This window comes from Acinetobacter sp. 243_ASPC (assembly GCF_001054715.1).
Lineage (GTDB): Bacteria > Pseudomonadota > Gammaproteobacteria > Pseudomonadales > Moraxellaceae > Acinetobacter > Acinetobacter soli.
The window spans coordinates 39,561-52,217 of the sequence record NZ_JVOR01000012.1 but is presented as its reverse complement, the minus strand read 5'-3'; the positions used below and the strand labels follow the sequence as shown (position 1 = coordinate 52,217).

Genomic DNA, 12,657 nt, shown 5'->3' with positions numbered 1-12,657 from the left:
TTAACCCTGTAAGCTAAGTTGCTTTCGTGTATCGCGTCGGGATGAGTGCATTATAGGAGATTTTTTTTGGCACGCAAGTGTTTTTAAACCTTTGTTTTGTCGAGTGTTCTATTTTTATGCACCAACTTGATGCAAAAATTGCAAAATAACAACCTAAACCTCTAATTATAAAAGAGAAATATGAAATAAATATTTCTCTTTTATTTTATTTGCTTTTATTTGTGTGTGGTTTTTATTTGAACGCTCAAGATTTTTACCGCTTGTTTAGGTACGTTTTGGTGCATTCCCACATTGGCAGTAGGTACATTTGCGATTTTATCGACCACATCCATACCCTTGGTCACTTTACCAAACACTGCATAACCTGCATCACGCGATGATGCATTTAAGAAGGTATTGTCTGCCACATTAATAAAAAACTGACTGGTGGCCGAATTTGGATTACTGGTTCGCGCCATTGCCAGTGTACCGCGTGTATTACTCAAACCATTTGATGCTTCATTTTTAATGGGAGCAGCCGTTGGTTTTTCTTTCATGTTGGACTCTAGCCCACCGCCTTGAATCATGAAACCTGGAATCACACGATGAAAAATCGTGCCGTTATAAAAATTACTCTTAATATAGTTTTCAAAGTTTTTTGTTGAAACAGGTGCCTTTTGATCATATAGCTCAATTTCAATATTGCCCAGTGTGGTTTTCATTTCTACCTGAGTATTAGCAAGCGCATGCGCACTCATGAGCAAAGCAGCAGATAAACATAACGATTGTTTGAGCATTTTAATTCCTGATACATCATTCAAAAAATAAGCCTTAGGCACCCATCTAATCAACTCATCTGATGATCAGTGAAGACCAGACTTGTTGACCTAAGGTATAAAGCGGATTCAGCATTTAAGCATATTTGTTCCAAAACTTACGAAAACCGCGACTCATCTGAATTAGGTTAGCTTTGGCTTGATGCGATACTGGCGTTAGATTAATAAAGCCATGTGTTTGATCGAGATACTCTTCAAAATGTACTTTAACGCCATTTTGACGTAGCTTGTGGCTGTAAATCTCACCTTCATCATGCAAGACATCATGTCCGGCCGTAACAATATAGGCAGGCGCCATTTTTTTGAAATTACCATAGGTAGGTGAAATAATTGGATCATCTAAATGTATAGCATGCTTTGTTGCATAGTAATCAGTCACATAGTCGACATCATTTCCAGTCAACACCAATCCATCTTTATAGGCATAAAATGAGGGGTGACGGCTTTTAAAATCAACTACTGGATAAATCAGGAACTGTGCATCAGGCGCATAAACTTTCCCAATCGCACGCTGAGCAACAACGGTGCTGATATTTCCACCCGCACTATCACCTGCCACGGCAATCTGATTTTTTAGTATTTTAAAATGACGTTTGTTTTGATAAATCCAAGCTAAGGCATCTTCACAAGACTGAATTAAACGTTGCGGCGAAACTTCGGGAGCGAGCGGATATTCAATACTGAGCACCTGAGCTTGACTGTATTTTGCAATCAAGCGACACGCTTCATCATGGGTATCTACACTACCAACGACAAATCCACCTCCATGATAAAACACAATCATCGGCAATTTTTTGCTGGGTGCGGGATGATAATGCCGCGCAAATATCGTTCCGCTTTGCAAAGGTAGACGGATATCCTCGACAGATGCAACAGCGGTGGGTTTACGCCGAATGGTTTGCATTTGCAGCTCAAACGCTTGACGAGATTGCTCTACATCGGAACCAATAAAGCCGACCAAACCTTGTTTAAGCTGGACAGCCATAAGGCATTTGGTAAAACTGTCTAACTGCGGATATTGATAGGGATAGCCCAATACGCGGACAAGCGATTCCTGCACAAATGAAGGAAGCTTATCGAGAACACGAGCCGCAGGCCCCTGACCTTTTTCAAGTAGTTCCTGAATATTTTGAGTAATGGCAACCACCGCTGTCTCCCTTCGATGTTTATATTTTTGGCATATGTGGGTCATGTATGACTATATTCTTGTTTAAAAGTGGCAATCAAGCCTGTTCTGTGTTGCTTTTATTAAACGTAGACGGTTTTTGTTAAATGTCATTGACCGCAGAAACACGGATTTTTCATGATTTGCCCATAAACATCAAATCAAATTGAGGTGGTCGTTCAATCGACAAAAAATAAACCCCTAAATCATCGGGTGACTTAGGGGTTTATTGATGGGTTTGTTACTGCACAATCCGTTGTGACATATTGATAAACAAACCAGAGTGAACATCCTGTTCGCTTTCAAACATCTTAATCGAATACCTCATGCTTACCCAGAGGAGATTCCTGCGCAAGCTGTAGGTTATTTCTTCGTCGACTGTCATCTTATGTAGACACTTGATCTCAGTAGCAGCTTTGATCAGGTTAAGTTTTTCGCCTAGGTGGCATCCTGAAGGCAAATAAACGATCTAATTAAGTGACCCGTACGCTGATATTACTGAATTGTTGAGGCGTCAGTAGACGGCTGTGCCATTTCAGGCGCTGCTTGTACAGGCTGTTGAGTTTGAGTTGAAGCACCCGCTTCAGCTGCAACACCACCTTGTACTCCGGCTTGCGGACTAGATGTTGTTTGAGCAGAACCAGATGCATTCAAACCGGCTTCAGAGGCACAGCCTACAGCAGTTAACGCAACACCGGCACACACCAACGACATAAGCGCTAATTTTTTCATGGGATCTTTCCTTTCACTATGACAAATTAAAAATATGCAAAGTCCAACTTTGCGCTGCCTATCATTCCCAATTTTTTTTAGTGGTGCTCGCACAATTCGTTGGAGTTTTTAGGCTTGCCAGTAGCGATTGTGAAATTTTTTATTAATCGATTTTTTTGCATAAAAACCTTCATGTTTTGCTTTAAAAGCTCGTAATTTTTTAATCTTTTTGATGTTTTTTGAAATTTTATGCTTTTTAGCGCATAAACCTGTTCTCACATATATTCATAAAAACCATACAAAGAAGATTAAGCCGCGAAACAATGATTTTCGCGGCTCAGATACCGTTCGCTATGTGAATTGTATTTCATGCAGGCTTTTTTTAAAAAAAGTTCTGCATCTGCAGATCTTGATTAGGGCCATTTCATCTCACCTTTAACCACTTTTGCACCCAGTTCCAGATTGCTGTTTTCAGTTAAAGTGGGATACTGCTGTTGCATGATTTGAATCACGTCGGCCGATGTTTTACTGGCCTGAACGGCTTTTTCATAATCTTTGATGTAATTAATCGAAAAATTAACCGCAGCCAAATCTTGTGGTGCATGCGCTGCCATATGTGCTGGAATCACGACTTTCGGATGTAACGCCTGAATACTGCTTAAGGTCTCTAGTACGGCTTGACGGTCTTGAGTGCGCGGTGTATCCGCCATCCACAAATGAATGCCTGACGATACAGCAATTCCGCCCACTACAGCTTGGGCATCTGGAATATATAAATACGTCAGTTCATTTTTGCCTTTGATTTCGATCTTTTGATTTCCAAGTTTCAAAGTTTTAGCTCGGTAAATTTCGGGCACGATGATCTTTGAAGGGGCATTTGCGCCCATAAGAGGTGACCAGTAGTTCACTTTGAGGGCCTGAGTTTGCTGAATATGCTGCACTGTTTCTGGTGTAGCTAAAATTTTGGCTGCCGGAAAGTATTGTTTTAAGACATCCAAACCAAAGTAATAATCTGGATCGCCATAGCTGATAAAAATGGTATTGAGTGTTTTACCACTGTCGAGTATTTCGGCCGCAAGACGCAGTGCCTCAGATTTAGAAAACTGAGCATTGACTAGCATCACTTCTTTATCATTTTCAATGAGCGTCGAGGTCACACCAAAATGCTCTGGCTGTGCCACAAAGCTTTTAATCGTCACGGTTTGAGCAAAAGCCGTGCTGACTGCAAGGCTGGTCATTATGGCGGCAGCAAGTGTGGTATTTTTAATAAAATTCATGTGTGTCTCCTAAAGATGGAATACACTTTAAGCTGCAACTTGTGTTTAATAAATCGGCATTTTCAAGATAAACTGTTGCATATCTTGCAACAATAATGTGGTTAATGATGGATACTTTAAAAGCCATGCGGGTTTTTGTCGCAATTGCTCATCATGGCAGTTTAGCCAGAGCTGCCGATCAGCTGGATTATTCGCGCGCCATGGTGTCACGTTATCTCCATCATTTAGAGCACACCTTCTCGATTCGCTTGTTTCAACGTAATACCCGTAAAATCTCACTAACGCTATCGGGTGAAAAAGCACTGCGTTACTGTGAAAATATTTTACAGCAGCAGTTGTTACTGCATGATTTAGCCGCGCATGAACAACAAAGCGGCAGCATTCGTCTTACCTGCGGTTTGTTTTTGTACCAGTTGGGACTGAATCGTTGTTTACGTGCCTTTCAGGCAGCTTATCCTCAAATTCAGTTTGATTTAACGCTCACAGAAAATGCATTGGATTTAATCGACGGCAATATCGATTTGGCGCTGCGCATTACGCAGAAAATTGCCGATGGCTTGATTGCACGCCCCATTTACACCATTGCTTCGACCTTTTGTGCCCATCCAGACTATTTGGCTCAAGCACCTGAATTGAACCATCCGAGCCAGTTATTGCAACACGCCTGTATCAGTCATCAACATTATAGTCAGTACTGGACGCTCATTGATGCCGAGCAGCATCCGCAAAATTATCCAATCCAGAGCAGCTTTAAAAGTAATGATGTGAATGCTTTATATGATATGTGTATAAATGGTCAAGGCATTGCCATGTTGCCCAGTTTATTGGTACAGCAAGATTTGGCAATGGGTCGACTGGTTCGTGTCTTACCAGAGTATACCGCAATCGATTTATCGCTCTCACTGGTGTATGCCTCTCGACAGCATTTGCCGCACATGACCCAGATTTTGATTGCATTTTTAATGGAACATCTGGGCAATTACCTGAATTGTGAAGAATAATTTTTTTATCTGTTTTCTATGACTTGAATTTTTAAGCAATGCCCATACCTCTATGATTATTCACAAATGAACAAAATTCGTGGCAGTTCAGGAATTTGCAGTTACAAACACTGATGCCCAAAGGACTGTACATGTTTAAGAACCCTTTTAAACGGAGATCATCAATGGCTAATGAGCAAAACGAGCAGGCTCAAGACTTATCTTCAGAGCAAGCAGCACTTAACACTGAGCACACTCAAACTGAAGAAACCGAGCAGGTCGCTGAGATTAGCGTTGAAGATTTGCAAGCTCAGATCAGCAAGCTAGAAGAAAGCCTCAAGCTTGAAAAAGCACGCGCAGCCAATGCCATTTACGAAGCTGAAAAAGTAAAAGAACGCGCTGAACGTGAAGCAGACAGCGCCAAAAAATTTGCGCTTGAAAAATTTGCAAAAGGCTTACTCGACTCAGTCGACAACCTTGAGCGCGCCATTCAGGCTGCGGGCGACGAAAAAACACCTTTAGTTGAAGGTATTGAGCTGACCTTGAAATCATTGACCACCACGCTTGAAAAATTTGAAGTGGTTGCAGTAGATACCTCGAACGGCTTCAACGCCGACCTGCATCAGGCTGTCGGGATTGATCCAACAGCGAAGGCCGGTGAGATTGGCAATGTCTTACAAAAAGGCTACACCCTTTCAGGTCGTTTGTTGCGCCCAGCCATGGTGACTGTCGGTCAATAATTGAATAAATCGGAACGTGTTTTGATTTTTTTTGATGAAAATGCTTGAAAAAAATCAATTCACTCTCATATCGGATAACAAGCAAAAATATTGCAAAAAAATTTTGAGGAATTGAACTCATGGCAAAAATTATCGGTATTGACTTAGGTACAACCAACTCATGTGTCGCTGTACTTGAGGGCGATAAAGTTAAAGTAATTGAAAACGCGGAAGGCGCGCGTACGACACCATCGATCATTGCGTACAAAGATGGCGAAATCTTGGTAGGTCAGTCTGCAAAGCGTCAGGCGGTTACGAACCCTAAAAACACATTGTTCGCCATTAAGCGTTTAATCGGTCGTCGTTACGAAGATCAAGCCGTACAAAAAGACATCGGCTTAGTCCCTTACAAAATCATCAAAGCAGACAATGGTGATGCTTGGGTTGAAGTAAACGACAAAAAATTAGCGCCACAACAGGTTTCTGCTGAAATCTTGAAAAAGATGAAGAAAACGGCTGAAGACTATCTTGGCGAAACAGTAACAGAAGCGGTGATTACTGTTCCTGCATACTTTAACGATGCACAGCGTCAAGCCACTAAAGATGCTGGTCGTATTGCAGGTCTTGATGTGAAACGTATCATCAACGAACCAACTGCTGCGGCACTTGCGTTTGGTATGGACAAGAAAGAAGGCGACCGTAAAGTTGCTGTTTACGACTTGGGTGGTGGTACATTTGACGTATCGATCATTGAAATTGCTGACCTTGATGGCGACCAGCAAATCGAAGTGTTATCGACCAACGGTGATACTTTCCTAGGTGGTGAAGACTTTGACAACGCATTGATTGAATACTTGGTTGAAGAATTCAAGAAAGAACAAAGTGTGAATCTGAAAAATGATCCGCTTGCGTTACAACGTTTGAAAGAAGCTGCTGAAAAAGCAAAAATTGAGCTTTCTTCATCGAATGCGACTGAAATCAACTTGCCGTACATCACGGCTGACGCAACTGGTCCGAAACATTTGGTGATCAACGTTACTCGTGCAAAACTTGAAGGTTTGGTTGCAGACTTGGTTGCGCGCACCATTGAACCTTGCCGTATTGCGCTTAAAGATGCAGGTCTTTCGACTTCTGACATCTCTGACGTGATCTTGGTCGGTGGTCAGTCTCGTATGCCACTTGTACAACAAAAAGTACAAGAGTTCTTCGGTAAAGAGCCACGTAAAGACGTGAATCCGGACGAAGCTGTGGCAATCGGTGCTGCAATTCAAGGTGCAGTATTGTCTGGCGACAAAAATGACGTATTGCTTCTTGACGTTACTCCATTGACTTTGGGTATCGAAACTATGGGCGGCGTACTCACAGCAATTATCGAGAAAAATACCACGATTCCTGCGAAGAAATCACAAGTGTTCTCGACTGCTGCTGACAACCAACCTGCTGTAGATATCTCGGTTTACCAAGGTGAACGTAAGATGGCTCAACAAAACAAATTGTTGGGTAACTTCCAATTAGGTGACATTCCACCTGCGCCACGTGGTGTGCCACAAATTGAAGTGTCTTTTGACATCAACGCCGACGGTATCTTGAAAGTATCTGCAAAAGACAAGAGCACAGGTAAAGAGCAATCGATCCAGATTAAAGCAAATTCAGGTTTGTCTGATGCTGAAATCGAAGCAATGATCAAAGATGCAGAAGCAAACGCAGAAGAAGACCGTAAGTTTGAAGAACTTGCAAAAGCGCGTAACGAAGCTGATGCATTAATTTCAAGCTCAAACAAAGCAGTGAAAGATCTTGGCGACAAAGTGACTGAAGATGAAAAAACTGCTGTTGCAACTGCGGTGACTGAACTTGAAGCAGCTACTAAAGAAAATGATGTAGACGCGATCAAAGCGAAAACTGAAGCGCTACAAAACATTTTGATGCCAATCACGCAACGTGCCTATGAGCAAGCTCAAGGCGCTGAAGGTGGTGCACAAGGTTTTGATCCAAATGCATTCCAAGGCGGCGAAGCTGGTCAGCAACAAAAAGCAGATGATGGCGTTGTCGATGCTGAATTCACTGAAGTGAAAGACGACAAAAAATAATTGATCGTTTTTTGAAAAAGCGTCCGATTTATCGGGCGCTTTTTTTATGTATATTGATATTATCGAAGAAACAACACTTTGCTGAAGGAACAGTAATGAAAAACAGCCTCTTTATTCAACCTCGCCATTCAAACACACAGCGCATTGAATGGATTAAACCGTCTGCGACAATCTTGTCACTCTTGGTTGTGCCCTTTGCATGGTGTGCGAGCGCCAATGTAGCAGCTCAGCAAATTGCGCTGGTGGGTACATGGACATCTATTCCGGATGCGCCGCTGGTGCAAAAGCCAGCTCAGGCCAGCGATGGGTTGTATCAACTTCAAATGAATGAGGATGGTACCTTAACGCCAACACATGTTTTTAAAATGAAAAGTCCTTCTTGGATTGTAAAATCTAAAGATGGACGTTTTGCTTACACCACCAACGAAGAAAATAAAGGTGAAGTGACTGCCATTTCAGTTCAGTCCAATCAAGTTAAAGTGCTCAATACAGTAGATAGTCATGGTGGACACCCGACGCATGCGTCCATCAGTCTCGATAACAAATTTCTGGTGGTTTCAAACTATTCAGCAATCGATAAAGATCGTGGTGGCGTGACTGTTTTTCCAATTTTGCCAAACGGCCATTTGGGTGAAAAAATTCAAAATATTGTTTTTTCGGAAGGATCAAACGTAGTAAAAGGTCGTCAGGACAGTGGCCATGCCCACTCGACGACGTTTAGTCCAGATGGTCAGTATTTGTATGCGGCCGATCTGGGCAATGACAAAGTATACGCCTTTCAATATCACCCCAATCAAACCCAGCCGCTCAAGGCAGATCCTCGCCGAGATGTGACCTTTGCTCCCGGTTCTGGCCCACGTCATATGGTCTTTTCCGCAAATGGTCAACATGCATACGTGACCGCAGAAATGTCGAGTGAAATAGTGACCTTCAAGGTGCAAGATGGTTATCTGAAAAAAGTCGCCCAGAATAAACTGGTTACAGCGCATGCAACACCTAAATTTAAGAGTGCCAGCGGCATTATTCTCAGTCCAGATGGCAAATACATCGTCACTGCCAACCGCGGCTCACATAACGCTCTTTTGGTGTTTAAAGTTCAACCGAATGGTTTACTTGCTCAACCCGTGTCTTATAAAGCCAATGGCATTGAACCGCGTGCTTTTTCATTCGATACTACAGGTCGATATCTGTATGTAGCCAACGTATTTAGCAATAACATTAGCTTATTTCATTTTGACCCGAAGCACGGCACACTAAAGCCTGCTGGTGATGCCGCCAAGATATCTACACCCACAGATATTAAGTTCTTTGAATAATATAAACTAACAATCAGCACTGGGTTTACTCAAGTTAATGGATTAACTGATTGCCATTAAGCCTGTTGATCTGGTTTAAAAACTTTCAGTTTATTCCTTACTGGTCTGAGAAAATTCAAAATCCCACAAAAGGCGGTGATTGTATCTAAAATTTTGCCGTGCTACGGTATAAACAATATTGAAGATGAATGTTAGTCGGGAGATATCAGTGAGTTATTATCATATTTTGATTGAAGTGAACGATCACATCAGCACAATTGAGCAAACACGTGATATCGAGATTTTTGATATTATTGAGATCAAACCCTTTTTACATTCGATTTTATTGCCGTATTTCAACGAACAAATTATTGAATTAGAAGATGAAAATCTTGATTATCAGGATATTTTACATCTTGAAGTTAAACAAACGCTGTTACCAATTAAAGACTTGATTGAAGAAGAACAAAAACTGCTACCAAGCGACACCGATGTCACCATCACGGCTTACGAAATTTTTAATGATCGTGAACTCAGCCAAGATGTCACCACCGTTATTATGGATATTTTAGAAGCAGTAAAATTGGATCAACCTCCAATCGAACTTTAACCACCAAGTACTCAGCATAAAAAAGGGCGATACCGATCTGATCGCCCTTTTTATTTTATTGCATCATGCGTCTTGCTTGCTCTTGTCGGAAGGCACGTAAAATTTGTTGCCCTGCCCGACCCGTCGGATTTAGGCCCAATCGGGTTTGCTCTTGCTGAATCGCCTGACGACTTTTATCTCCAATCAAACCATCTACCGCCCCGATATCATAGCCACGCTGAAGTAAAAACTGCTGGATTTCACGGCGCTCGGCACGTGAGGTTCCCGGATCATCTGTGGGCCATGCGGTTAGAAAAGGTCCGGCACCTTGGAGACGATCTGACAAATGTGCAATTGCCAGACCATAACTTTCTGCGGCGTTATAGCTATAAATGGCATCGAAGTTTTTAAAGACCAAAAATGCTGGTCCGGTCGCACCTGCAGGTAGCATTAAGCCCGCTGGCGTATTCGACGAGAGATTTCCCTGAATTAAAGCCGTTCCATCTGCGCGTGTTAGGCCTTGTGCCAACCAGTAGCTCAGTGGACGTTTATTACGACGTCCTTCGCCCGAGACAGACATTCCGGCAGGTAATTGCACTTCAAAACCCCATGGCATCCCCGTTTGCCAGCCTGCCTGTTTTAAGAAATTGGCTGTCGATGCCAAGGCATCTGGCACACTTGAAACCAAATCGCGACGCCCGTCTCCATCAAAATCGACTGCCAATCGATCATAAGTCGATGGCATAAACTGCGTATGGCCAAATGCCCCTGCCCACGAGCCTTTTAACTGATCTAAACGCAGATCGCCGCGCTGTAAAATACGTAATGTGGTAAAAAATTCACCACGGAAATAACTTTGTCGACGCCCTTCACAGCTGAGTGTCCCCAGTGCCTGTAACAACGGATATTTACCGGAAATATCACCATAATTACTTTCGACACCCCACACCGCCACAATGGTTTCAACAGGTACACCATACACCTGCGAGGCACGGTTCAACACATCTCGATACTGTGCAAGTTTTTGCTTTCCAGCGTCTACACGTTCGTTATCGACCAAACCAGACAGATAATCCCAGATCGGCGTTGAAAATTCGGGCTGGTAATTAAGTTTATCTATGACTGAGTAATCTGGAGTCAAATTTTGTGTGTATTGGTCGTAGGTCGATTCAGAAACACCCGATGCAATCGCCTGTGAGCGTAGATTTGCAAGACAACGCTGAAAATTATCATTTTGTGGTGTAACGGCTGTGGTCATGACAGGTTTATTTGTGGTTGAGCCATTCACCACTTTTTCATTCAAAATTAATTCGGCATGCGCGGGCGCCACCAGCAATGAACACGTACCAAGAAAAAAAGACAAACGTCGCATTATTATCATCACCTGTTTTAAATTTAAAAAAGCAAATCCTGTGCTTACCTTAGCACTATGGCAACGAAATCAAAGCGTGAATTCGTAAATTTGAATTCATATTCTGCACTTTAAATTCAAAGTATAGAAAAATTTATCCACACCACTCATTTTAAATTCAAAAACAGTTCAAAAAGTTTAAATTCAAATCCAGACATTTTAAATTCAAAAATTTTTCACGCTTTTATTGCATTCAAGCTGTGGATAAGTCACTTTAAATTGGTTTTGAATTCAAATCGCATCTAAAGAAAAACTTTGAATTCAAAGTTTTCATATTGTTTTAAATTTAAAGTTTTATTGTGCGCAGAATTTGAATTTAAAACAGATTATTTGCAGGAATTCATCACGGCTAATTGTGTTTTTGAACACGATTTTAAATTCATTGCAGTGGCTGAATAGCTACCGGCTATCTTACCCAAAAAAAAGTTAAAAAAAAGCGACCAGCTTGCTGATCGCTTGATTTATACACCTGAAATGAACTAAATGGTTATGTCTTGAGTTAATGCCAACGGTTCTGGCAAAATTTCCGCCAATTGACGACATAAATGCGTTAATTCACTTTGATTCAACGGCATTAAAGTGATGTGTCCCAATTTACGGCCTTCACGTTCGCTCTTGTTATACAAGTGCAAATGCGCGCCGTTTAGTGCCAAAACATCTTCAGATTTTGGATGCTGACCAATAATATTCACCATCACTGTCGGGCGAACCACCTCGGTCGAACCCAAAGGCAAGCCAGCGACGGCACGAACATGATTTTCAAATTGTGAGCACACCGCACCTTCAATCGACCAGTGGCCCGAATTATGAACACGTGGTGCCATTTCGTTGGCAAATAAGCCCTGTTCGGTGACAAACAGCTCAAGGGTTAGAACACCCACATAATTCAGATGATTCAGCAGACGCGTAATGTAATCCTGTGCAACAGGCTGTAAGGCTTCACTGCGAGGTGCAGGCACAATCGAATGCGACAAAATGCCGTGATGATGGTGATTTTCTGCCAACGGCCAAGTTTTCACTTCACCATCTTGACCACGCACTGCAATAATCGAAACTTCACGAGAAAACTGAACAAAACTTTCTGCAATCAATGATTTGGCAGGGCCAAGCTCTTGCCAAGCTTGATCAATTTGCTCCGCTTCACGCAGTACAAACTGACCTTTGCCATCGTAACCGCCAGTGGCTGTTTTCAGCACAATCGGTAAACCTAGCTGCGCTACAGCAGTTTGAAGCGATTCAAGGCTATCGACGGCTCGAAACGGCGCGACTGGAATCTCCAGACGCTGAAACAGCTCTTTTTCAAGCAAACGATTCTGCGCAGTTGCCAAGGCCTGACGTGGCGGATAAATGGCTTTGTTTTGACTCAGACGGTCTACATCGGCCAATGGCGTATTTTCAAACTCAAGACTAAATACATCTGCACTTTCAATAAATGCCTGTAATGCATTCGGATCTTGCTCGGTAGAGTAAACCTGACCCAGGATTGCTGCTGGACAATCCGCATTCGACTCGAAGAACGTACATTTAAGATTAAGGGGCAGGGCCGCTTGTGCCATCATACGGCCAAGCTGTCCACCACCAAAAATTCCGATGGTTTTATTCATGATC

At 42.4% G+C, this 12,657-nt stretch carries 11 protein-coding genes; 5 read left to right on the top strand and 6 right to left on the bottom strand.

The window, feature by feature from the left end; translation table 11 throughout:
- Nucleotides 1–215: 215 nt before the first annotated feature.
- The 4 genes from ADA42_RS01785 to ADA42_RS01770 form a co-directional block, all read right to left on the bottom strand.
- Nucleotides 216–776 carry a peptidylprolyl isomerase gene (locus ADA42_RS01785; RefSeq protein ID WP_048763279.1) on the bottom strand — a complete coding sequence of 187 codons (561 nt, stop codon included), beginning with the start codon at nt 774–776 and terminating at the stop codon, nt 216–218.
- A 115-nt stretch (nt 777–891) separates the two neighbouring features.
- Nucleotides 892–2,007, bottom strand: coding sequence for an alpha/beta hydrolase (locus ADA42_RS01780; protein ID WP_414629805.1), 1,116 nt, complete (start codon nt 2,005–2,007; stop codon nt 892–894).
- A 468-nt stretch (nt 2,008–2,475) separates the two neighbouring features.
- Nucleotides 2,476–2,712 carry a hypothetical protein gene (locus ADA42_RS01775; protein ID WP_004933398.1) on the bottom strand — a complete coding sequence of 79 codons (237 nt, stop codon included), beginning with the start codon at nt 2,710–2,712 and terminating at the stop codon, nt 2,476–2,478.
- Between the two features lie 392 nt (nt 2,713–3,104).
- Nucleotides 3,105–3,968, bottom strand: coding sequence for an MBL fold metallo-hydrolase (locus tag ADA42_RS01770; protein ID WP_048763274.1), 864 nt, complete (start codon nt 3,966–3,968; stop codon nt 3,105–3,107).
- Nucleotides 3,969–4,075: 107 nt separating this feature from the next.
- Here ADA42_RS01770 and ADA42_RS01765 point away from each other — a divergent pair, with 107 nt between their 5' ends.
- From ADA42_RS01765 to ADA42_RS01745, 5 genes are all read left to right on the top strand, one after another.
- Complete coding sequence (locus ADA42_RS01765; protein WP_048763272.1) at nt 4,076–4,969, top strand: LysR family transcriptional regulator; 894 nt, start codon at nt 4,076–4,078, stop codon at nt 4,967–4,969.
- Nucleotides 4,970–5,133: 164 nt separating this feature from the next.
- Nucleotides 5,134–5,688 carry a nucleotide exchange factor GrpE gene (grpE, locus tag ADA42_RS01760; RefSeq protein ID WP_048763271.1) on the top strand — a complete coding sequence of 185 codons (555 nt, stop codon included), beginning with the start codon at nt 5,134–5,136 and terminating at the stop codon, nt 5,686–5,688.
- 119 nt (nt 5,689–5,807) lie between these two features.
- Nucleotides 5,808–7,754, top strand: a complete 1,947-nt coding sequence (gene dnaK, locus ADA42_RS01755; protein ID WP_004933419.1) for a molecular chaperone DnaK — start codon at nt 5,808–5,810, stop codon at nt 7,752–7,754.
- Nucleotides 7,755–7,849: 95 nt separating this feature from the next.
- Nucleotides 7,850–9,070, top strand: a complete 1,221-nt coding sequence (locus tag ADA42_RS01750; protein WP_048763269.1) for a lactonase family protein — start codon at nt 7,850–7,852, stop codon at nt 9,068–9,070.
- A 184-nt stretch (nt 9,071–9,254) separates the two neighbouring features.
- Nucleotides 9,255–9,659 carry a hypothetical protein gene (locus ADA42_RS01745; protein ID WP_076033279.1) on the top strand — a complete coding sequence of 135 codons (405 nt, stop codon included), beginning with the start codon at nt 9,255–9,257 and terminating at the stop codon, nt 9,657–9,659.
- Between the two features lie 55 nt (nt 9,660–9,714).
- Here ADA42_RS01745 and ADA42_RS01740 read toward each other — a convergent pair whose 3' ends face one another.
- Together ADA42_RS01740 and ADA42_RS01735 are read right to left on the bottom strand one after the other, a co-directional pair.
- Nucleotides 9,715–11,013, bottom strand: coding sequence for a lytic murein transglycosylase (locus tag ADA42_RS01740; protein ID WP_394661147.1), 1,299 nt, complete (start codon nt 11,011–11,013; stop codon nt 9,715–9,717).
- Between the two features lie 515 nt (nt 11,014–11,528).
- Nucleotides 11,529–12,653 carry a 5-(carboxyamino)imidazole ribonucleotide synthase gene (locus ADA42_RS01735; RefSeq protein ID WP_048763266.1) on the bottom strand — a complete coding sequence of 375 codons (1,125 nt, stop codon included), beginning with the start codon at nt 12,651–12,653 and terminating at the stop codon, nt 11,529–11,531.
- Nucleotides 12,654–12,657 lie beyond the last annotated feature (4 nt).

Bases quoted from the DNA above. Each gene is read 5' to 3' on its own strand.
- ADA42_RS01785 (WP_048763279.1), bottom strand. From the start codon at position 776: ATGCTCAAACAATCGTTATGTTTATCTGCTGCTTTGCTCATGAGTGCG.
- ADA42_RS01780 (WP_414629805.1), bottom strand. From the start codon at position 2,007: ATGACCCACATATGCCAAAAATATAAACATCGAAGGGAGACAGCGGTG.
- ADA42_RS01775 (WP_004933398.1), bottom strand. From the start codon at position 2,712: ATGAAAAAATTAGCGCTTATGTCGTTGGTGTGTGCCGGTGTTGCGTTA.
- ADA42_RS01770 (WP_048763274.1), bottom strand. From the start codon at position 3,968: ATGAATTTTATTAAAAATACCACACTTGCTGCCGCCATAATGACCAGC.
- ADA42_RS01765 (WP_048763272.1), top strand. From the start codon at position 4,076: ATGGATACTTTAAAAGCCATGCGGGTTTTTGTCGCAATTGCTCATCAT.
- grpE (WP_048763271.1), top strand. From the start codon at position 5,134: ATGGCTAATGAGCAAAACGAGCAGGCTCAAGACTTATCTTCAGAGCAA.
- dnaK (WP_004933419.1), top strand. From the start codon at position 5,808: ATGGCAAAAATTATCGGTATTGACTTAGGTACAACCAACTCATGTGTC.
- ADA42_RS01750 (WP_048763269.1), top strand. From the start codon at position 7,850: ATGAAAAACAGCCTCTTTATTCAACCTCGCCATTCAAACACACAGCGC.
- ADA42_RS01745 (WP_076033279.1), top strand. From the start codon at position 9,255: ATGAATGTTAGTCGGGAGATATCAGTGAGTTATTATCATATTTTGATT.
- ADA42_RS01735 (WP_048763266.1), bottom strand. From the start codon at position 12,653: ATGAATAAAACCATCGGAATTTTTGGTGGTGGACAGCTTGGCCGTATG.